Source organism: Caulobacter sp. Root1472, assembly GCF_001426985.1.
GTDB classification, from domain to species: Bacteria; Pseudomonadota; Alphaproteobacteria; order Caulobacterales; family Caulobacteraceae; genus Caulobacter; species Caulobacter rhizosphaerae.
Map to the genome: position 1 here is coordinate 676,693 of NZ_LMFX01000001.1, position 21,339 is coordinate 698,031.

Annotated in this window: 12 protein-coding genes and 1 pseudogene; 1 reads left to right on the forward strand and 12 read right to left on the reverse strand. The window is 67.7% G+C overall.

Features of this window, described 5'->3' with window-relative positions:
- Positions 1 to 118 precede the first annotated feature (118 nt).
- From ASD47_RS02845 to ASD47_RS02895, 12 genes and pseudogenes are all read right to left on the reverse strand, one after another.
- Positions 119 to 5,737 (reverse strand): autotransporter domain-containing protein, encoded by a 5,619-nt coding sequence (locus ASD47_RS02845; RefSeq protein WP_056751285.1) that lies wholly within the window; start codon positions 5,735 to 5,737, stop codon positions 119 to 121.
- Between the two features lie 525 nt (positions 5,738 to 6,262).
- A pseudogene (locus ASD47_RS25960) lies at positions 6,263 to 6,621 on the reverse strand (tyrosine-type recombinase/integrase); the annotation flags it as partial.
- 37 nt (positions 6,622 to 6,658) lie between these two features.
- The gene (locus ASD47_RS02850; RefSeq protein WP_156402076.1) at positions 6,659 to 9,247 is read right to left on the reverse strand and encodes a glycosyl hydrolase 115 family protein; all 2,589 of its coding nucleotides are present in this window, start codon (positions 9,245 to 9,247) and stop codon (positions 6,659 to 6,661) included.
- Positions 9,248 to 9,602: 355 nt separating this feature from the next.
- Complete coding sequence (locus tag ASD47_RS02855; protein ID WP_056751289.1) at positions 9,603 to 11,894, reverse strand: PAS domain-containing protein; 2,292 nt, start codon at positions 11,892 to 11,894, stop codon at positions 9,603 to 9,605.
- A 560-nt stretch (positions 11,895 to 12,454) separates the two neighbouring features.
- Positions 12,455 to 14,014 carry a glutamine-hydrolyzing GMP synthase gene (gene guaA, locus ASD47_RS02860; protein WP_056751292.1) on the reverse strand — a complete coding sequence of 520 codons (1,560 nt, stop codon included), beginning with the start codon at positions 14,012 to 14,014 and terminating at the stop codon, positions 12,455 to 12,457.
- A 103-nt stretch (positions 14,015 to 14,117) separates the two neighbouring features.
- A complete protein-coding gene (locus tag ASD47_RS02865; protein WP_056751295.1) occupies positions 14,118 to 15,398 on the reverse strand; it encodes an RsmB/NOP family class I SAM-dependent RNA methyltransferase in 1,281 nt (426 codons plus the stop codon).
- 8 nt (positions 15,399 to 15,406) lie between these two features.
- Positions 15,407 to 15,802, reverse strand: coding sequence for an MAPEG family protein (locus tag ASD47_RS02870; protein WP_056751299.1), 396 nt, complete (start codon positions 15,800 to 15,802; stop codon positions 15,407 to 15,409).
- Positions 15,803 to 15,805: 3 nt separating this feature from the next.
- The gene (guaB, locus tag ASD47_RS02875; RefSeq protein ID WP_056751303.1) at positions 15,806 to 17,269 is read right to left on the reverse strand and encodes an IMP dehydrogenase; all 1,464 of its coding nucleotides are present in this window, start codon (positions 17,267 to 17,269) and stop codon (positions 15,806 to 15,808) included.
- A gap of 164 nt (positions 17,270 to 17,433) precedes the next feature.
- The gene (locus ASD47_RS02880; RefSeq protein WP_056751306.1) at positions 17,434 to 18,075 is read right to left on the reverse strand and encodes a hypothetical protein; all 642 of its coding nucleotides are present in this window, start codon (positions 18,073 to 18,075) and stop codon (positions 17,434 to 17,436) included.
- A 12-nt stretch (positions 18,076 to 18,087) separates the two neighbouring features.
- Positions 18,088 to 18,690 carry a hypothetical protein gene (locus tag ASD47_RS02885; protein ID WP_156402078.1) on the reverse strand — a complete coding sequence of 201 codons (603 nt, stop codon included), beginning with the start codon at positions 18,688 to 18,690 and terminating at the stop codon, positions 18,088 to 18,090.
- Between the two features lie 263 nt (positions 18,691 to 18,953).
- A complete protein-coding gene (locus ASD47_RS02890; protein ID WP_056751311.1) occupies positions 18,954 to 19,661 on the reverse strand; it encodes an RlmE family RNA methyltransferase in 708 nt (235 codons plus the stop codon).
- Positions 19,658 to 20,785, reverse strand: coding sequence for a Ppx/GppA phosphatase family protein (locus tag ASD47_RS02895; protein ID WP_056751314.1), 1,128 nt, complete (start codon positions 20,783 to 20,785; stop codon positions 19,658 to 19,660). Before ASD47_RS02895 ends, ASD47_RS02890 begins: the two co-directional genes overlap by 4 nt.
- Before the next feature lie 160 nt (positions 20,786 to 20,945).
- Between ASD47_RS02895 and hspQ the strand changes: the two genes are divergently transcribed.
- A complete protein-coding gene (hspQ, locus tag ASD47_RS02900; RefSeq protein WP_035077215.1) occupies positions 20,946 to 21,275 on the forward strand; it encodes a heat shock protein HspQ in 330 nt (109 codons plus the stop codon).
- The last annotated feature ends 64 nt before the right edge of the window (positions 21,276 to 21,339 follow it).

A 21,339-nucleotide genomic window follows, 5' to 3' on the forward strand; every position in this document is an offset into this window, starting at 1 on the left:
AGCAAGCCCCGACCGGGACCATCCGCTCAAGCCGCGCGGGTTCAAGCGACGACCGGTCGAGAACGCACCAGGCGCCCTCGACCACCTCGCCTTGGACGCGTTCCAGGGGAGCGCGCGCCTAGAAGCGCCAAGCGCCGCCGGCGCGGATGGCTTGGGCTTCGTAGCGATCGCCATAGGTCCCTTCGTAGGTCACCCCGAATCGAACGCGATCGCCCGAGGTCAGGTCGAGGCCGAACTGAACCGCCAGGGCGCCGGCGTCGTACTTGGCGCCGCTGACCACGAAACGGGTCGTCCCGCCCGTGAAGGCGTTGGAGGTTTCGCCCGCCAGGTCGCCCGTGGTCATCCGCCAGGCGATCGCGGCGCGCGGCCGCAGAACCGCGGTCGAGCCGACGCCGAACTGGCCTCTCACCTTCACTCCGACGTCAACGACGCCAAGATCGCGGGCGCCTCCATCCACTTTAAGGGCCGCGAAGCCGCCGGTTTCGCTGAAGTCGTCGCTCTTCACGCGCAGATAGCTGGCCGACACGAACGGTTCGACCGAGGTCGCGCCGAGCGTTAGTGGGGCCGAGACCTGACCGAAGACCTGACCGACGGTGGCGTCGTACTTGCCCTTGAGGCGGTCCTGAGCGCCCGGGAACAGCACCACCCGCTCGGCGTCGACCGACGACCAGGCATAGGCGCCGCCCAGATTGGCGCGCAGCGGTCCGAAGGCCGTGGCGGCGTAGGCCGCGACCTGGCCGCCGGCGGCCTCCGCGCGGCTGCTACGCGCCGACACCGTGGCTTGGCTCTCGCCATAGGCCGCGGCCAGGCCCAGGCGGGTCTCGCCAAGCATCTTGTCGCCGCCGACCACCAGGCCCGCGCCGCTGACCTTGAGACCCGCCGCGCCCGCTCCGGAGTCGAGCGTGCTCCAGCCCGCCAGGACGTCGCCCCAGCCGCCGACGACTTCCGCCGAAACCGCGCTGCGCGTCTGGATCGCCTCGCGCAAGCGTCCCGCCTCGCCCGCCAGGACGGTGGAGGCGTCAGCGTAGATCTGGCCGTCCAGGGCGTCGTAGGCCTGGACCGAGCCCCCCGCGTTCTGGGTGACGAGGGCGTCATAGATCGGCGCGCCCAAGCCGGGGGCTTCGGCGGCCGTGGCCACGCGGGCCTGGTTCGGGGTCGTGGCGAAGCTGGCGAAGCGGATGTCGTTGCGCACCAGGTTCAGGCGTACGGCGTTGGCCGTGTAGGTCAGGCTCGGCGTCAGGAACGCCATGTCGCTGGTGACGCTGGAGAACCGGCCCGTGATGCCGCCCGCCGAGGTCAGGATGCCGTACTGGCTCAACCGGGCGTATTGCGAGGCCGGACCGCCGGCCAGCACGGCGACCTTGGCGCCAGTCTGGATGGTGGCGGAGCCGCCCACCACGATCAGGTCGTGCTCACCGGTCGGCAGCACCTCGACCTGGTAGGTCGAGCCGGCGGCGAAGGTGAAGTCGCCGGCCACGGTCAGTATCCCAGGCGAATTGCCGGGCGTGACCTGGCCGCCGGTCTGCACGACCACGTCGCCGCCGATGGTTCCGGAGCCGCCAAGCGCGCCCGAAGCGCCGACCGTGACGTCGGACGTCACCGAGCCGTTGACCTTGAGCTTGCCGGCCCCGACCGTGGTCGGGCCGGTATAGGTATTGGCGCCGGTCAGCTCGAACACGCCGCCGCCGGTGATCGTGAACGAGCCCGAGCCGGTGATCGCGCCGGCGAAGGTGGTGCTGCCCGACTGGTTGACGGTCAGGGCCCCGCCGTCGATGTCGACCTCGCCCGTCGCGCCGCCACTGAGATTGGTGATGGTCTGGGTCAGGCCGCTGAGGTCCAGCACGCCGTTGTCGACCTGGACCTCGGCGGTCTGCGGCAGGTGTAGGATGCGCACCGAGCCGCCCTGGACCGTCGTCGCGCCGGTGAAGCCGTACTGGCCCGACAGAGTCAGGCGGGACGCGCCCAGCTTGACCAGCTCGCCCGACCCGGTGATGTCGCCGCCGAAGTCGTAATCGTCCGAACGATTGAAAATCGCCGTGCCGGCGATCGCCAGGTCACCGGTCAGCGCACCCTCCGTACCACCGTCGCCGATCTGCAGGGTCGCGCCCGAGGCCACCGCGACGTCACTGCTCATCGACCCCGTCAACAGCAGCTTGCCGCCCGAAACCGTGGTCGGTCCGGCATAGGCCGCCGCGCCGCTCAAGGTTAGGGTCGCGGCGCCGGACTTGGTCAGGCCGCCGGCGCCCGTCAGGTCGCCGGAATAGGCGGAGGCGTTGGCCTGGGCGATCGTCAGGGTTCCGGCCCCGATGTCCAGGTCGGCGTCGCCCGACAGCCCGCCGGTCGTCTTGACGCCCGAGGCCAGGACGAAGGCGTCGCCCTTCAAGTCCAGCCGCGAGTCCGCCGAAAGGTTGGCGATCGTCACCAGCCCGCCGTCGTTGGTCAGCAGGCCCGTGCGCGAATAGACGCCCGACAGGGTCAGGTCGCCGTCGCCAGCCCAGATCACCTCGCCGCCGGCGCCCGACAGGGCGTTGGTCAGTTCGTAGCCGCCCGCCCGACCGATGAACAACTGGCCGCCGTCGACCTTGAGCCCGCCGGCGAAACCGCCGGTCACGCCCGGTCCGGCGACCTTCACCGTGGCCAGACCCGCGTCGTCGGTCACGTAGCGAGCGCCGACCACGACGACGCCGCCGGTCTGCTCCAGGCCGCCGCCGATGTCGGTCGCCACATGCAGCTCGCCGCCGTTCACCCGCGTCACGCCCGTATAGGTCCAGGCGCCGGAGGCCAGGATCGCGCCCGAGTTCAGCACGACGTCGCCCGTCCCGCTGATCGAAAGCGTCCCGCTGTCGGCATAGAGGTTGTCGTCGTAGCTCTGCGAGATCAGCGTGCCGTCGTTGCGGATCGAAACAGCCGCGCCTGGCGTCGTGGTCTCGAGTCCGGCGTTGCGGTTCTGCTTGTCGTCGATGCGCAGAGTCGCGCCCGAGGCGATGGCGATGCTGTCGGCCTGCAGCAGGCCCGCCAGGGTCCAGTCGCCGGTCTCGATCTTGGCGGTCTCGAAGCCGACGATGTCGCCGAACGTCTGGTCGGCGGTCTGCTGGCTGGAGGTCCCCTTCAGCACCAGGCTGTCCAGCCCGCCCCCACCGTCTACGGCGCCGGCGAAGCTGGCGCCCGTCAGCAGGGTCAGGGTGTCGGCGCCGCCAGCGAACTTCACGGCGGTCGCGCCGCTGCCGCCGACATGGCCGGCCGTGGTCAGGCTGGCGCCATAACCGGCCGTCGGCGAGCCCGAGCCGCCCGGCACGGGAACGGCCCGGAACTCGATTCCGACGCCGCCGAGCGCGGTGACCGAGGCGTCCGCCCCGACCGTGACCTCGGCTCGGTTGAGGGCCGAAACCCGGACCCCGCTCAGGCCGCCCAGGGTTTCACCCGTGACGTTGAGGTTGGCGTCGTGGCTGGCGTACAGATCGATGGCGACGCTGTTGGCGTCCTTGGCGACCGCACGACCCGAGGTCACCGTCACGTCGCCATTGTCGGCCAGGGCCTGGATGGCGCGCGAACCGGTTCCGACGATCTCGGCGTCTTCGCTGACGACCTTCACCTGGTCGCCACGCCCAAACAGAGCCAGGGTGCTGGCGCTGTCGGCCCGGGCCTTGCCGCTGTTGATCTCGACCACGCCGCCGGTGGACTGCCCCCACACGGCGGTGGCGTACTGGCCGACCACGGCGGAGTCGGCGCTGTTGACGATCACGCGGCCGCCGTTGGTCGACAGCGCGCCCACGCCGTCGGCCGTGAAGCCGCCGCCGCTCAAGCCGGTGTTGGCGGTGCGTGTGACGCCGGCGTCGACCACGATGTCGCCCGTCGTACTCTGGATGAAGACGCCCACGTCTCCGGAGGACCCGGCGGAGACCGAGCCGGTGGTCACATGGACCGCGCCCGCGCGGCCGTAGACCACCACGCCCGTGCCGCCAGCCGTCACCTTGTCGGCCGAAACGTTCACCGCGCCCTGACCATAGACGTAGAGGCCCGCGCCATTGCCGACTGTGATCTCGCCGCTGTCGATGCTGATCGGACCGGCGTGGTCCACCCAGACGCCGGTCGAACCCGCGCCCGTGGCGCTGATGATGTCGCTGACGATGCTCAGCGCGCCCGTGCCGCCGCCCGGAACATGCGGCGCGCCATAGGTCAGGACCCCGTCGGCGTCGACCATGATCCCGTGGGCGTCCGCGCCGGTGGTGGTCACCTGGCCGCTGTCGATGGCGACGTCGCCCGTGTTGGTCCAGGCATAGATGCCGCGTGCGCCGTTGCCGGCGGTGCTGGCCGAGCCGCTGCTGATGTCGATGTCGGCCGTCTTGTTGAACGTCAGCGCCATGATGGCGTCGGCCGAATTGCTCGCGCTGGAACCGCCCACGGTCGAGGCCAAGTCGCTCTTGATCGTCACCCCGCCGCCGCCGTTGGCGTAGATCGCCCGGCCGCCCGCTCCAGCCGCGGTGGCGGTCCCGCTGTCGATGTTGATCGCGCCATTGGCCGCCGAGGCGTAGATCGCCCAGGACTGGGCGCCGCCGGCGCTGGCCTTGTCGCTGGTGATGTCGATGCCGCCCAGGAAGCTCTGGGCGCTGATGGCGTTGGCGAAGACCTGGACGCCGCCGGCGGTGACTGCGCCGCCCGTCGCCGAGGCCTCGCCGCTGACGATCTTGATCGCCCCGTCGCCCTTAGCCACAATCGCCGAGCCGCCGTCGCCCGTTGCACTGGCGCGTTGCGAGGTCACGTCCATCAGGCCGGCCGCCTCGACGCGAATGGCGTCGGTGTAGTGGGTCGCGTTGTCGTAGGTGACCGCGCCGTCGGTGGTCGTGGTGTCGGCTGCGACCTTGGCCACGTCGCCCGCCTTCACGTAGATCCCGTATGCGCCGTCGCTGGCCGTGGTGACCGTTCCGCTCTCGATGGTCGCGTCGCCGACGGCGTTGGCGCTGACGCCCAGGAAACCTACGCCGCTGGTCGACAGCTCGTCGACCTTGATTCTGACGTCGCCGTTATAGCTGCGCGCGCCGATCGCCTGGCCATAGGCCGTGTTGCCCGCCGGCGTGACGGTCGGCGCGCCCGTCGCGGTGATCTTGCCCGCGGTCACCGAAACGTCGCCGAACGCATAGGCGCCAATGACGCCGTTGGGCTGGGTGGTCGAGGCTTCGCCGATGACCACGGTCACCTTGCCGCCGGCGGTCGGAGCACCGGGAGGGCCGCTCAGCGCGCGGGCCGAAATGATGCCGCCGTTCAGACCGGTGGAAACGACCCTGCCAACCTCGACCGTGACATCGCCGGTCTTCGACTCCGCCGCGACGCCGGACGTATAGACCCCGGCCGTCGACAACTCGCCGGCCTTGACCTTGACCGCGCCGCTGTCCGACAGCGCGATGATCGCGTCATTTGTATCGACACCGCCGAAGCCCGTTCCGGACGTGGCCGCCTTGGCGACGTCGATGTCGATCGCGCCGCTGGTGGTGGTCACCACGAGACCCGGCGCATTGTCGCCGCTGGTGGCGATGTCGGCCGCAACGACTCCGACCTTCCCGGCCCCGCCGGAAACCTTCACGGCGATCGCGCCGGTGTTGGAGGCCGAGGCCGGGAGATTCACAACCAAGTCGTCGATGGTCGCGTAGCTGACGCCGGTGGTCGTGGCCGGACAGGTCACCACGCCGCTCACGGGCGCACCGCACTCGTCGGCGGCGACGGCGGCGGCGGGCTGGACCAATAGCGAGCACCCCAAGGCCGTCCCCGCCAGCCACAGGGCTCGTGGACTACGCTGCGTCTCACCTCGTCCGATCTGGTTCTTCGACATGCAACACCCCCACTCGATCACTTGAAAGACCACCGTCTCTCGAACGGCGAGCTTCGACCTAGCGAGGACGGGACAGGCGCCACAATCCCCGTTTGGGGGGTGCGGAAGGAACAAAAGGCTCAAGGCGATCAGTCCGACGCGCGCCATTGCCGGTCGATCTTGGGATCACCCTGAGACCCGTGGCGATCTACACGCTGCGCAATCGAACCCTGAGCCCCCTCGCGAAAATGACGATCGACGCCATTCGGGCGACGTCGGCGGGACTGCGCTGACAGCGCATGAATCCAGCGGCGTCTGAGCTACGGATCGTGAAGAGTTGAAATCAGAGACCCGGCGAAAGTCGAGGGCCAAGTCGCGCCCATTGCTACCGTTGGCGCCCATCCAGGACTCGACGTTCAGTGGAGGCGCGTCACCCGCTAAAGCTGGTAAACTGATACCTCAAAGGTCGAGCTGCTCGGACATCTCCAGCGCGTCGTCGACCTCAATGCCAAGGTATCGGACCGTGCTTTCAAGCTTCTGTGTCCGAGCAGAAGTTGGCAAGCGCGCAAATTGCCGGTCTTCTTGTAGATCAGCGCCACCTTCGTTCGGCGGAGGCTATGCGCGCCATGGGCCCGAGGTTCGAGTTCAATCATCGACACCCACTTGTCGACCAGTCGTGCGTACTGCCGCGTGCTTACGTGGTCGCCGGGTCGACTGCGGCTGGGAAACAGCCAGTCGTCGTTTCGCCGTCCTCGCACCTTCAGCCAAACCGCCCAGGCGTCTGTTGTGGGCCCGGTGATCTCAAATGGGACGGGCTCCTGCCGAAATGGGCGACCCCGTGGACTCTGGCGAAGGTCACCGCGTATCGACGATCAGTTCCTCCAACACCGCGTTGTCGTCCAGCCGCCAGACCTTGACCACGTGCGCGCCCGCCGCAACGTCTGGGAAGAGCGTCTCGACCGTGTGCCCGTGGTCCTTGACCGCGGCCACCCAGGCGACCTGTTCGGGTGTCGAGGCCGCGCCGGCGGTCGGGACCAGATTGGCGGTCACCACGTGGACGGGGCCATGGTCCAGCGAGACGCCGATCCGGACGCCCTTGCCGCCCGTTGTGTCCAAGGTCGGCGCCAGGCGCAGTCGAACCTTGGCCGGGCCCGCGCGCGGAACCGACACGGCGTAGTCCAGCCGGACGCCGTCGCGGACGTCCGTCGCGGGCCGGCCCTGCGGCAGCGCCACCACGGCGTCGCCTTGGCCAAGATCGGACAGCACCGTCCAGGCCAGGCCCTTGCCGCCGATCGCGCGGGCGAACCTGAAGGCCTCGATCGTGACCAGGCGCGGATCGGAAGGCGCTGATGGCGCGAACCTGACCTTGGCCGACAGCTTGTCGGGCGGCGTGTCGGCCGCCACCCGGGTGATGCTGGGCATCGACTGCTGGGTGGGGTCGTTCCAGATCACATAGCTCATGTGGACCTGGTTCATCATGCCGTCCCACTTGCCGCCGTTCAGGGCGTGGTATTGCGCGGTCAGGTCGGCGTCGCGTCTGAAGGCCGTCTCCACCTGGTCGGCGAAGGCGTTGGCCCGGGCGTCGTTGCGCGAGGCGAGGCGCCGGTTCCAGGCCGTGGCGTAGTACATCTCGTAAAGGTTGGAGACGGCCAGCACCGGATATTCGACCAGCTGGAAATAGGCGTCCCGCTGGTCCGGGCGCAGGCGGATCTTGATCGCCTCGACCTTGGCGACCAGCCGCCGCCAGTCCTCGACGATGTCACCGAACTGGCCGCCATCCAGCACCGGACCGGTCTCCGATCCGATGGGGAAGCTGTCCTGGTCGATCAGCTCGGGCTTGCGCCGCGAGGCCTGGGTTCCATAGGTCGCCATGACCTCGCCGATCTCCGGGCCCAGTTCGGCCCCGAAGGTCTGGCTGGCCCATCGCCCGGGAAAGGCTTCCAGCGCCTTGGGCGTCATGGCCTCGGGGTTCCAGGCCATGCGCATGAAAAAGTCGAGCGGATATTCCAGCGGCTTGATGTCGCCGACATTGACGATCCATAGGCTGCGCGCGCCGCGCTCATAGGCCAGGTTCATCTGCTGCCAGGTCTTGGCCACCTGGTTGGTGTTGATCCACTTGTAGTTCCGGGGCGCCCCCACATAGTCGAAATGGTAGTAGACGCCGTAGCCGCCGGCTCGATCCAACGGGTCCTTTCCCGCCACCGGCAGGCGCCGGATCTCACCCCAGTTGTCGTCGGCGAACAGCAGGGTCACGTCGTCGGGCACGCGCATGCCGTGGTCGTAATAGTCCAGCACCTCCTTGTAGAGAGCCCAGACCTGCGGGGTCTTCTCGGGCGGCTTGCCGGTGACCTCGGCGATGATCCGACGCTGGTCGGCGACCACCTTTTCCAGGAGCTGGGTCGCCGCGCCCTCGGCCATCGGCTCGTCGCCGTCGCCGCGCATGCCCACCGTCACCAGGCTTTCGTAGGGCGTCCCGTCGCCCTTGGACATCATCCGCTCGATGCCGCCGCGCCAGAAGGCGCGCAGGTTGTCGCCGTTGGTCGCATAGTCCCACCGCCCGCCAGTCACACCCTGGTCTGTATTGCGATGCCACTCGCTCTGGGCCCGGGTCATCGGCTCGTGGTGCGAGCTGCCCATGACCACGCCCATCTCGTCGGCCAGGACCTTGTTGCGCGGATCATCGTCGTTGAAGGCCTTGGGCGCCCACATGGCCGGCCACAGGTAGTTGCCCTTCAGGCGCAGGGTCAGCTCGAAGACGTGGGCGTAGAGATCGGCGTTGATGCCGCCGAACGTCTTCTTGGCCCAGCCACTGAAGGCGGGGTCCTCGTCGTTGATGAAAAAGCCGCGATACTTCACGCGCGGATGGTCGGCCCGCGCGCCGGCGGTCAGGAACAGGTCGGCCTTGCGCGCCACCGGCACGTCGGCCCACCAGGCCCAGGGCGACACCCCGATACGCTCGGAAAGGTCGTAGGCTCCGTAGACCGCCCCGCGCCGATCCGCCCCGACGATCACCAGAGCGCGGGGCACGTTGGCGAGCGGCCGTTCGACCACGACCTGCCGGAAGCCTTCCCACTGGCCCGCCACGTCCCCGACCTTCAGCTTGTCGGCGCGGACAAGGCCGTCGATGACCGGGCTGGCGCCCAGTACGCCGATGATCACGGTGGGGCCGTCGGCCTTTGCGAGATCCGAAAGCTTGGCCGCCTCACCGCCGCTGACCCGTCCCAGATCGCCGCGCAGGCCCTCGGCGGCATGGCGCACCGCCGGATCGGCCGTCGCGTCGACATAGACCGAGGCAGGCGTCCCCTTGCGGATCAGCGCCAGGCTCGTCGCCTCGCCCGTTGCGCAGACGCTGACCGGCGTGTTGCAGGCCAGGGCGCTGGTCGTGGTCAACAGGGCCAAGACCAGGCCGCACGCCAAGCGTGGCAAAAACTTGTGGGTGCTCACGCTTCCTCCAGGCCCGCTTGAATCGGTCGAAATATTATCTGACCAATAAAGCTTAAAGGTCAGACCATAGCGGGGCGGCCCAGGCGCGCAATAGTTGGGTCGGGGCAAGGCAAAGCTTGCCTCTCAGGGGCGTGGTTGAACGTCCAGTTGCCGGATGCAGATCAAGGTCCGGCCGTGGCGCTCACCACCTCACGAACTCCACACGCTAGCTATCCCCAAGGTTTGGAAGAAAACAGCTGGACCGCCGCGCGTTGTGGAAGGCGGAGAGCCTGTTCGACGCGCCAGACCGCCCCCTAAAAAGAACCCTTGAATCATGATTTAGAGTATTCGACTGGATGGTGTCCGACCAAATGCTCTAGGCTTTTGTTTTAATACACGGTGAACCTTGAAGGCCCGCCTCAATGCGGCAGATCACTCCCTCCGGCGCGAAGTCGATCCGCGCCTCGCCCGACAGTTCAGCCGTCAGCCCCCGTTCGATCAGGCGCGAGCCGAAGCCTCGGCGGGTCGGGACGGTGACCGGCGGACCACCGGACTCGGTCCAGGTCAGGGTCAGGCGCGCGGCGGCGAGGCCGGGCGTCACCGTCCATTCGATCCGCACCTGGCCGTCCGGCACCGACAGGGCCCCGTACTTGGTCGCATTGGTGGCCAGCTCATGCAGGGCCATGGACAGCGACAGGGCCATGCGCGGCGACAGCCACACCGGCGGGCCCGAGAACACGAAGCAGCCGGGCCCGCCGTGCAGGTTCCGCAGCCGGTCGAGCACATCCTCCATCTCAGCGCCCTCCCAGTTCTCGCGGGTCAGGATGTCGTGCGCCTCGGCCAAGGCCATGATCCGGGCCGTGAAGGCCTCCCGCGCCTGGGCCTGGGGCAGAGGGCGGGTGGCGTGGAAGGTCTGGGCGGCGATCGCTTGGATCGTGGCCAGGGTGTTCTTCACCCGATGGTTCAGCTCATTGACCATCAGCCGCAGGTGCAGCTCGGCCCGCTTGCGCTCGGTGATGTCGACCGTGGCGCCAACCACTCGCAGAGGCTGGCCCGACTCGTCGAAGAAGGCCCGCCCCTTGGCGGCGATCCAGCGCTCTATCCCGTCGTCGCGGCCGATCGTCCGATACTCGACGTCGTAGTCGCCGCCGTTCACCGGGTCCATGGCCCGCATGAGGGACGTCCACGTGGCCTCGCGATCCTCGTCGTGCATGACGGCGAAGAAGTCCTTGAGGATGACGGGGTCGCCGGGCTGTATGCCGAACATCGCATATAGGCGCTCGCTACAGACCAGCGCGCCGTTGTTGGGATTGTAGTCCCAGGTGCCGACATTGCCCGCGTCGACCGCCAGGGCCAGGGTCGCCTCCTGCAGGACCATGCGGGCGGCGGCTTCCTTGCGCTCGGTGACGTCCCTGACGACGCCGACGAAGCGCACGCACTGCCCGTCCTCGAAGAAGGCGCGGCCGAAGGCCTCGACCCAGCGCGGCGTGTTGCCGCCGTTGCGCTGGATGCGATATTCGCAGTTGATGCCGCCGTCGCCGGCCGGGTCCATCGCGGCCCGCACCGCCTCCCGAACCGATGGCAGATCGTCGGGGTGCACTTGGCGCTCGAACACCTCGACGGTGTTCTCCATCTCGTCGGGGACGCCGAAGATCTGGCGGCAGCGCTTGTCCCAAAAACGTTGACCGGTGAGGGGGGAGTGGTCCCAGCGACCCAGCCCGGCGGCGTCGACGGCGATGCGCAGGTTGGCCTCGGTGGCCTCCAGGGCCGCCTCGATCCGTTTGCGTTCGGTGATGTCGACCATCACGCCGCGATGGCGAACCGGCTGGCCGTTATCGTCGCGATAGACCCGGCCGCGGACCTGCACCCACTTCACTGAACCGTCGGCCTGGACCAGCCGGTAGTCCTCAAGGAAGCTGTTGGTGATTTTCAGGGACCTGCGGCCCGCGCTCAACGTGCGGGCTAGGTCGTCGGGATGCACCGCCGCCATGGTCTCGGCGATCGGCACGCCCTGGGCGGCGCGTTCCGGCGATAGGTTGTGGAACGCGGCGTAGCGGTCATCGCCATAGAGCTTGTCGGCGATGACATCCCAATCCCAGGTGCCCACGCCGCTGGCCGCCTCAAGGGCCAGATGATAGCGCTCCTCGCTGGCGCGCAGGGCGTGTTCGGTGCGCACTCGCTGGGTGGTCTCGATCAGGATGAGCAGCACGCCGCCGACCCCGCTGGCCGTGGTGTCGTCGGGAATGGGACTGAGCGTGAGGTTGAAATAGCCCTGCTCGACGGTGTCGCCGGCCCGGCGCACCAGCATCGGCAGGTCTTCGCTGTAGAGGCCCAGAGCCTCCCCGTTCAACACCAACCGTTGCGAGCCTTCCAGATCGACCTGGGTGCCCCAGGAAAATTGCGCGAAGCTCTTGCCCAACCCGCCGGGGTGATGTTCCCGCAGCAGCGGAGCGTAGGCGTCGTTGTAGATCAGCACCAACTCCGGACCCCACCGCAGGGCCATGGGGAAATTGGTGGCGGTGATCATCTCGACCGCCAGCTTCAGACTCGGCGACCAGGCGTCGCGGGGACCCAGCGGCGTGGCGGCCCAGCCAAAAGCCCGGATCCGCGCGACCATGTCACCGTGCGGAATCTGGTCGATGGTCCGATCCTGATCGCGGATGTCCATGTCCGCGTCCCTTCTGGCCGCGCGTCTGCGACGATCAAAATGCAGCATGACGCCATCGAAAGGGGGGTTTCAAGCGGCGCGACGCGGATCGGGGGTCTGGGTCAAAGAAAAGGGCCACTCCCGCCCCCCTGTGGGCGAAAACATCTTTTATATCAATTAGATGGTATCTATTAGCCGGGCGCCAGGAGCTGGGCCACACGACGAGCACAGGACGGCCAGATAGTCTGCGGGTGGTTGTCTCGAAGTGGTCAGCGACACGCTGAAATTGCGTGAGGCGGCTGATGTTCCCGCAGTCGGCATGGCACGAGCCCGGCCGCGCTATTCCGTGAAGCTAAATTGAAAAATGTACGAATGCATTGAGCTGCGCTTTGAAAGCGTCACCGAATATGCGGCCGCGTTGGCCATCGGATCTCCCCGCTGGGAAGCCGCTTTACACCGAACTGCAAGCGGGCTTCCCTACGGATCACGAGGCTCTGTGCGGGCGAACAGCATTTCAGGGCTCGGCAAAGTGAGCCGTTGACGACGGATGCAGATTCGGCGACTGCGGTATTATACTAACCCTACTCCCACTCAATCGTGCCTGGCGGCTTTGACGTCACGTCGTAGACGACCCGGTTGACGCCGCGGACCTCGTTGATGATCCGGGTGGCCGTCTTGCCCAGCACATCCCAGGGAAACTCGAAGAAGTCGGCCGTCATGCCGTCGGTCGAGGTGACCGCGCGTAGGGCCAGCACGTTCTCGTAGGTCCGGGCGTCGCCCATCACACCGACCGTCTTGACCGGCAGCAGCACGGCGAAGGCCTGCCAGATCTTGTCGTAGAGCCCGGCCTTGCGGATCTCCTCCAGGTAGATGGCGTCGGCGTCCTGCAGGACCTTGACCTTCTCGGGCGTGATCTCGCCTGGAATGCGGATGGCCAGGCCCGGGCCGGGGAACGGGTGGCGGCCGACGAAGGCCGGGGCCAGGCCCAGCTCGACGCCCAGGGCGCGGACCTCGTCCTTGAACAGCTCGCGCAGCGGCTCGACGAGCTTCAGCTTCATATAGTCGGGCAAGCCGCCGACATTGTGGTGGCTCTTGATCACCGCCGAGGGGCCGCCGCGGGCCGAGACGCTCTCGACCACATCGGGATAAAGCGTGCCCTGGGCCAGGAACGCCGCGCCGTCGATCTTGGCGGCCTCCTTGTCGAACACGTCGATGAACAACTTGCCGATCGTCTTGCGCTTGGTCTCCGGGTCGCTGACCCCGGCCAGCTCGCCCAGGAACAGGTCGCCCGCGTCCACGTGGATAAGCGGAATGTTGTAGTGGTCGCGGAACAGGGTGACGACCTGGTCGGCCTCGTTCTTGCGCAGCAGGCCGGTGTCGACGAACACGCAGGTCAACTGGTCGCCGATCGCTTCGTGGATCAGGACGGCGGCCACCGAGCTGTCGACGCCGCCCGACAGGCCGCAGATCACCTTGCCGTCTCCGACCTGGTCGCGGATCTTCTGGACCATCTCCTGGCGGAAGGCCGCCATGGTCCAGTCGCCCTTCAGGCCGGCCAGGGCCAGGAAGTTCTTGTAGATCCGCGCGCCGTTGACCGTGTGCACCACCTCGGGGTGGAACTGGACGGCGTAGATCCTCTTGGCGTCGTTGGCGATGGCGGCGAACGGCGCGCCGGTCGAGGTGGCGACGACCTCGAAACCTTCCGGGATGGCGGTGACGCGGTCGCCATGGCTCATCCAGACGGTTTCCAGCTCGCCGACACCGGCCAAGCCTTGGAATAGCGGGCTGACCTTGCCGACCGTCAACTCGGCGCGGCCGAATTCGCCGGCGTGACCGCCCTCGACCTTGCCGCCCAGCACGTCGCACAGCAGTTGCTGGCCGTAGCAGATGGCCAGCATTGGCAGGCCCAGGTCAAACAGCTTGCGGCCGATGCGAGGGCTGTCCTCTTCCAGCACGCTGGCCGGACCGCCCGACAGGATGATGGCGGCGGGCTTGTAGTCGTCGACCAGAGCCTCGGCCTTGTCGAACGGGTGGATCTCGCAATAGACGCCGGCCTCGCGCACCCGGCGCGCGATCAGCTGAGTGACCTGGCTGCCGAAATCGACGATCAGGACGCGCTGGTGGTGGGGTTCGGCGGTCATGGTCAGGCGTTCTCCAGCGTGTCGTTTCGGTTCGGTCTCCCTGTCGGGAGAAATCTCATTCTTCGGCGAGCCCTTCATCCCGACCGTAAGGGTCGGGCCGGCTCTAGGGCACGTAAGACCCGCGCTCGATCACGGCGGCGAAGAAGCCGTCGGTGCCGGCGCGATGCGGGGTCAGGCGCAGGTAGCCTTCCGGCGTCAGATGCTGTTCGAGCCCGGCCACGGCGATCGGCTTCACCGAGAACCCCGGATGGCGCTCGACGAAGGCCGCCACGCGGTCTTCATTCTCCTCGGTCAGCAGCGAACAGGTGACATAGATCAGGCGACCGCCCGGCTTCACGAAGTCGGAAGCATCGGCCAGCACCGCGTCCTGTTCGATCTGGCGCTTGGCCAGCTGGTCAGGCGACAGGCGCCACTTGGCGTCCGGATGTCGGCGCCAGGTCCCCGAGCCAGTACAGGGGGCGTCGACGAACACCAGGTCCAGCTTGCCTTCCAGCCCCTTCAACGGCTCGCCCTCGATGGGCGAGCGGATCTGCAGGTTGCGGACCCCTGCCCTCTGGCCGCGGCGGATGGTGTCAGCCAGGCGGCGGGCGTCGCTGTCGTGGGCGTAGATCTGGCCGCTGTTGCCCATGGCGGCCGCCAGGGCCAGGGTCTTACCCCCGCCCCCGGCGCAGAAGTCCAGCACCTGCTTGCCCTTGATCGGTCCGGCGGTAGCGGCGGCGATCTGCGAGCCCAGGTCCTGCACCTCGAACCAGCCCTTGGAGAAGGCCGGCACGGCCTCGACCGACGGCGTGCGGTCGGCGGCGCCGGGCGCGGGGATGCGGAAGGCCGTGTCCAGGACGCCGGCCGGTTCGGCGCCGATCAGGGCCACCGCCTTGCCGCCCCGCTCGACGTCAGTCTTCAGGAGGTTGATGCGCAGGTCGACGGGCGCGCGCTCGGCCAACGCGGCCATCTCGGCCCCGTGGTCGGCGCCCAGGGCGCGCGCCAGGTGCGGCTGCAGCCAGTCGGCGTAGTCGCCGGCCACCGGGGCCGGGGCGTCGGCCAGCGAGCGGGGCGCGGCCAGACGTTCGCGCTCCGCATCGGTCAGGGCGCCGGGGCCGTGGTCTTCGCCCGCCGCCTCCGCGATCCGATCCGCAGACCATTTCCAGTCGTGGGCCAGCACGCCCAGGACCACGCCGCGCGGGCTGTCGTCGCCCATCATCCAGCCCAGCGACCGCTTGCGACGCAGAGCGTCCAGTGCCAGGCCCGACACGAAGGCGCGGTCCTTGGAGCCCGCATAGCGCGCGCCCTCGCCCCAGCGCTTCAGCGCCATCCGTACGGGAAAATGACGCGTCTCGATCTCGGTGAGGACCTCGATCGCCGCTGCTAGTCTGCCGCCGTCGCGCATTTTTGCTTTCAGATCACCAGGGCCGCCAGGATCAGGCCAATGCCGATCAGGGAAGCCAGCCAAGCCAGCGACCGGGCGACCGGCACGCCGAAGGCATAGAGAAAGATATAGATCGCCCGCGCCCCGACATAGAGCACCGCGCCATGGGCCGAGAGCATGCCCAGCCGGCCGCCCAGATAGGCGACCAGCACGGCGGCGGCGAAGAGCGGAAAGGTCTCGCGGAAATTGGCGAAGGCGCGTTCGAGACGCCCCGCCATGCCCGTCAGCACCACCGGCGTGTCGCGCGGACCCACGTTCCACTTCAGACCGCGCTGCGGCTGGGCGGCCGCGGCCGCCCAGATCAGATGGACCAGGCCGATGACGACGGCCCAGCCCAGCATCTGAAGTTCGAGGGCCATCCGCACCGGTTAGACCGCGCTCGGATAGTTCGGCGCTTCCCGGGTGATCATCACGTCGTGGACGTGGCTCTCCCGCAGGCCGGCGCCGGTGATCCGCACGAAGCGAGCGCGCTTCTGGAACTCGGCGATGTCCGGCGCGCCGACATAGCCCATGGCCGCCCGAAGCCCGCCGACCAGTTGGTGCAGCACCGGCGCGATCGGCCCCTTGAAAGGCGTTTGCCCTTCAATGCCTTCAGGCACCAGCTTGAAGCTGTCGGTGATGTCCTTCTGGAAATAGCGGTCGGCCGAGCCGCGGGCCATGGCGCCCACGGAGCCCATGCCGCGATAGCTCTTGTACGAGCGACCCTGGTACAGGAACACCTCGCCAGGCGCCTCTTCGGTGCCGGCGAACATCGAGCCCATCATGGCGGTCGAGGCCCCGGCGGCGATGGCCTTGGCCAGGTCGCCGGAATATTTGATGCCGCCGTCGGCGATGACCGGGGTACCGCTCTCGCGGGCCGCGCGGACGGCTTCGGCGATGGCGGTCAGCTGGGGCACGCCCACGCCCGCGACGATGCGGGTGGTGCAGATGCTGCCCGGGCCGATGCCGACCTTCACCGCGTCGGCGCCGGCGTCGATCAGGGCGCGGGCGGCGTCGTAGGTGGCGATGTTGCCGGCCACGATCTGCACGCGGTTGGCTTCGCGTTTCAGGCGAGCCACCGCCTGGGCGACCTGGCTGGAGTGGCCGTGGGCGGTGTCGATGACGACGACGTCGACGCCGGCGTCGACCAGGCCCATCGAGCGCTCGAAGCCGGCGTCGCCGACCGTCGAAGCCGCGCCGACCAGCAGCCGGCCCTTGTCGTCCTTGGCGGCCAGGGGGTGGGCCTGGGCCTTTTCGATGTCCTTGACGGTGATCAGGCCGACGGCGCGATAGGCGTCGTCGACCACGATCAGGCGCTCGATCTTGTGCTTGCGCAGCAGCTCGCGCGCCTCGCGGTGATCGATGCCTTCCGACACCGTGATCAGGTTGTCGCGGGTCATCAGCGCCGAGGCCGGCACCTTGTCGTCGCCCTCGAAGCGCATGTCGCGATTGGTCAGGATGCCGACCAGCTTGCCGCTCTTGGCCTCGACCACAGGGAAGCCCGAGATCTTGCGCCGGGCCTTGATCTCGCGGATCTCCGCCAGGGTAGTTTCGGGATTGATGGTCAGCGGATTGATGACCATGCCGCTTTCGTAGCGCTTCACTTCGCGCACGTGGTCGGCCTGCTCGTCCACCGTCAGGTTGCGGTGCAGGATGCCCATGCCGCCGGCCTGAGCCATGGCGATGGCGAGGCGGCTTTCGGTCACCGTGTCCATGGCCGCGGACACGAGCGGGATGTTCAGACTGATTTCACGCGTGAACTTGGTCTCGGTCGTCACCTGGGTGGGCATGACGTCTGACGGACCGGGTTCGAGCAAAACGTCGTCGAAGGTGAGCCCTTCGCGAATCTCCATTGGAGTCTCCATTTTGCGAGCCGCGTATACCTACGGAGCTCGTCCGTGTCGACCCGCCTGGCCTTGGAAATGGAGATGAATTTTCGCTTCGAAAGAGTCAGACACTGGTTGGGAGCGAAGTCACGCCGGTCTCCGGACGCCGCCGACCGACGGCCAGGCCGCTGTCAGACGTTGAAACCCGGGTGGACGACGAAATCGCTGTTGAGAATATTGTTGGCGCGCTGCCGGGCCAGGGTCTTCATCGCGGTCGAGGTCCGCGTGCCGGCCGACGCGAACCACGACAGCCAGCAGACCTGCCAGCGCCAGGCTCCGTTGTAGCCCCAGCTCGAATCCCGGTCGCCGGCGTCATGGCCCCGTCCATCGGCATGACGCGCCTCATGCACCAAGGTGCCCGCCCGCAGGCTCACCGCCTGGGCGAAGTAGGACAGATAGAGCTCGGTCTTGTTGTCGATGAACGGCCCCCACTGGGTCCAGGCGATCTTGCCCGCCGATCCGCAACGGCCGTCCAGTTCATCGATGGCGTTGCATGCGAAGCGGCAGCCCCACTGCAGGATGTTGCTGTCGTAGGACTCGTTTTGATAGTTTTCGGCCGAATAGGTCAGGCACCAGATGCCGCTCATGGTGCGCGACAGCGGCTGCCGGTTGTCGCACACCGCGTCCCAGCCGAAGCCGTCGTCCCAGTCGCCCTTGTCGAAGTCGAAGGCGTTCCAGGCCCAGTCAATGAATGGCTGCGAGCAGATCTTGGGGCCGTAGAGATTGTCGCCGGACGCATTGAGGTCCGGAACGTTAAACGTGCAGGTCGCCATCGTCTGGCTCCTCTAGCAGCAGGGACCGCAACCCGATTGCGGCGTCGTGATCGCGGTTTTGTCCAGCGACGGCGTCCGCCTGACCTTGTCGACGGCCTTGGAGTCGAAATCGACGTCGAGGACTTCGGCCCGGACCTTCTTGATATCGACGGCGAACCGCAGGTCCTCGGGCAGGATCTCTCTCAACCGGTCCACCTGGTCCGGGGCGACCGAGAGGACGGCTTTCACGGCCTCGATGCGCAGCGCCGGCTCGGCCTGGCGCTCGATGACCTCGAACAACGCGTGGAGCGCGTGCTTGTCCGAGCTGGCCAGGCGTCCGAGGCCTTCTATGGCCATCGTCCGCACCAAGATCTCGCCGTCGCGGGCCGATTCGCAGCCTCGGTTTTCTCGTGACCGCGCGGGGACCGCCTCAAGGGCGGTCGCCAGGAAGACATCCAGGCCTCGGGCTTCTTCGAGATCCGCTAGAAGGTAGAGCAAAGACCAACGAAGACTGATGTCTTCGGCGGGCGCGATGCTCGCCACCCGGGCGATCGTGGAGGCGGCCTCCTCCGTTTTTCGCAGCAACTCGAGGACGCGGACATAGGCCAGCTCGCCCTCGGCGTCGGCGGCGTTCATGTGCCGCACGCCCTCCCCCACAAGCCAGGCGGTCGCGTCCTGGTCATAGAGCCGGCGGCCAGGCTCCACGCCCAACCCATCGCCGGTGACCTCGCAAGCACAGTTCTTTTTGTCCGATTTACGCGGCATGCACACCTCCTCCTTTGCGAGGAACGATGGCGAGCGCGCCGAACAGGCGCAGCCCTGAGATCACGTTAAAATTGATCACCAGGCATAATGCAACTAAAAAGAGTCTGCAAGCTTTAATTGCATCCTGAAGGGCGTTACCGCCCCCTGAACCCCGTCGCCACCAGGAAGACCTCGGAGCTGTCGCTGCGGCTGGCCTTGGGCTTGAAGTGGACGACCTTCTCGAAGTGCTTCTTCAGCCTAGCGATCACCTCGGCCGTCTCGCCGCCTTGGAAGGCCTTGGCGACGAAGGCGCCGCCGGGCTTGAGCACCTCAATCGCGAATTCGGCGCCGATCTCGATCAGGCCGACGATGCGCAGGTGGTCGGTCTCGCGGTGGCCGACGGTGTTGGGCGCCATGTCCGACATCACCAGGTCCGGCGCGCCGCCCAGCAGCTCGATCAGCTTGGGCGGACAGGACGGGTCGGTAAAGTCCATCTCCAGGATGTGGGCCGGGGCGACCGGGTCCACGGGCAGCAGGTCGACGCCGACCAGCTGGGTCACGCCACGCTCGACCGCGATCTGCAGCCAGCCGCCGGGGGCGCACCCCAGGTCGATGACCCGGGAGCCCTTGCGGAAGAAATGGAACTTGTCGTCGATCTCGCTGATCTTGAAGGCCGCCCGGCTGCGATAGCCCAGGGCTCGCGCCTTGGCCGAGAACGGATCGTTGATCTGGCGCTCCAGCCAGGCCTGCTGCGAGGGTGTGCGGCCGAAGGCGGTCTTCAGACGGGCCGGCTTGGCGCGGCCGCTCTCATTGCCGCCGGCCGGCGGCTTGACCATGCGCTTGCGGGGAGGTTCGTCGTTCATGCGTTCACCGTCGAGGGGCGGGATGACCGACCGGAGCCGCCGCGCCGGCGTCGGCGCGGCTTCTGCTGCTGATCGGACATCAGGGACATCAGGAGACCCTCTCTAAGCCCCCGATCGGCGACACGCACGCGTGAACACGGCCAAAGCTCCTGAACGGCCTGCAGGATCGCCGCCCCGGCCAGCACCAGATCGGCCCGATCGGCGCCGATGCAGGGCTCAAGGGCCCGCTCCCTGGCGGTCAGGGTCAGCAAGCGGTCGGCGGCGGCCTCGCATTCATGGCGCTGCATCCACAGGCCATCGACGATGTTGCGATCGTAGCGCGGCAGGCCCAGGTGCAGGCCGGCCAGGCTGGTGATCGCGCCGGAGGTGCCGACCATGTGGGCGCGGCCGCTCTCGAACAGCCGCCGCATCGGCTCGGCGTGCGGGAAGGCTTCGATCCGGGCCTTGACCGCGTCGACCATGGCTCGAAACCACCCCTCCTCCACTCGCTCGCCCTCGGGAAAGCGCTCGGCCAGGGTGACCACGCCGATCGGGATCGACAGCCAGGCCTTGATCGGCAGCTTCCAGGCCGCGAACTGGCGCGGCTTGCTGTCCAGCCCGCCGCCCTTGAGATCCACCCACGACAGTTCGGTCGAACCGCCGCCGACATCGACCACCAGGGCGGCCTCGGCGTCACGGTCGAACAGGCTCATGCAGCCGGCCACCGACAGCTGGGCCTCTTCCTTGGGCGTGATGATCTGCAGCCGAAGGCCCGTCTCCTCGGCCACCCGACGAACGAAGTCGGGACCATTGGTCGCACCCCGGCAAGCCTGAGTGGCCACGGCCTTCACGCGCACCACCTTGCGGCGGCGGATCTTCTCGGCGCAGACCTTCAGGGCGGCCATGGAGCGGTCCATGGCCTCGTCCGAGAGCTGGCCCGTCTGGGAAAGCCCCTCGCCCAGCCGCACGATCCGGGAATAGGCCTCGACGACGCGAAACCCGCGCGGCGAAGGCGTCGCCACCAGCAGGCGGCAGTTGTTCGTACCCAGGTCGAGCGCCGCATAGCACGACTGCTCGGCCGACGGCCGGCGCCGGCCCGAGCCCGAAGGCTGAGGCGCGCCGGGCGCTCTCGGCGCCTCCGACATGGTCGTTCCACCTTGTCTCGCAGGCGATTCATGCCGAACCGCCTCACTTCGGAAGCGAGCATAGCGGCGAGATTCCCGCGCCGGAAGGCCTCGCCTTGTCATCCGATAACGGAAGTCTACGTTCAGGTTCTAGTCAGGAGACTCGTGTAGGCTGCTCGACATGAATTCGAGACTTGCCAAATTCGCGATCGGCCAAGTGGTCAAGCACCGGATCTTCCCCTTCCGGGGCGTGGTGTTCGACGTCGATCCCGTGTTCGCCAATACCGAGGAATGGTGGAACTCCATCCCCGAGGACATCCGGCCGACCAAGGACCAGCCGTTCTACCACCTGCTGGCCGAGAACGACGACAACACCTATGTCGCCTATGTTTCCGAGCAGAACCTGCTGGCCGACGAGACCGGCGAGCCCGTGGGTCACCCGCAGACGGCGGTGATCTTCGAAAGCTTCGACCACGGCGCCTACAAGCTTCGCCCCCGGATCTCGCACTAGACGCAAGCTCTCTCCGGTCGATCTCGGTTCTCGCGCAAAATCCGAACGGAATTTGCCGCGAACC

Bases quoted from the DNA above. Each gene is read 5' to 3' on its own strand.
- ASD47_RS02855 (WP_056751289.1), bottom strand. From the start codon at position 11,894: ATGGACATCCGCGATCAGGATCGGACCATCGACCAGATTCCGCACGGT.
- guaA (WP_056751292.1), bottom strand. From the start codon at position 14,014: ATGACCGCCGAACCCCACCACCAGCGCGTCCTGATCGTCGATTTCGGC.
- ASD47_RS02865 (WP_056751295.1), bottom strand. From the start codon at position 15,398: ATGCGCGACGGCGGCAGACTAGCAGCGGCGATCGAGGTCCTCACCGAG.
- guaB (WP_056751303.1), bottom strand. From the start codon at position 17,269: ATGGAGATTCGCGAAGGGCTCACCTTCGACGACGTTTTGCTCGAACCC.
- ASD47_RS02880 (WP_056751306.1), bottom strand. From the start codon at position 18,075: ATGGCGACCTGCACGTTTAACGTTCCGGACCTCAATGCGTCCGGCGAC.
- ASD47_RS02885 (WP_156402078.1), bottom strand. From the start codon at position 18,690: ATGAACGCCGCCGACGCCGAGGGCGAGCTGGCCTATGTCCGCGTCCTC.
- ASD47_RS02890 (WP_056751311.1), bottom strand. From the start codon at position 19,661: ATGAACGACGAACCTCCCCGCAAGCGCATGGTCAAGCCGCCGGCCGGC.
- ASD47_RS02895 (WP_056751314.1), bottom strand. From the start codon at position 20,785: ATGTCGGAGGCGCCGAGAGCGCCCGGCGCGCCTCAGCCTTCGGGCTCG.
- hspQ (WP_035077215.1), top strand. From the start codon at position 20,946: ATGAATTCGAGACTTGCCAAATTCGCGATCGGCCAAGTGGTCAAGCAC.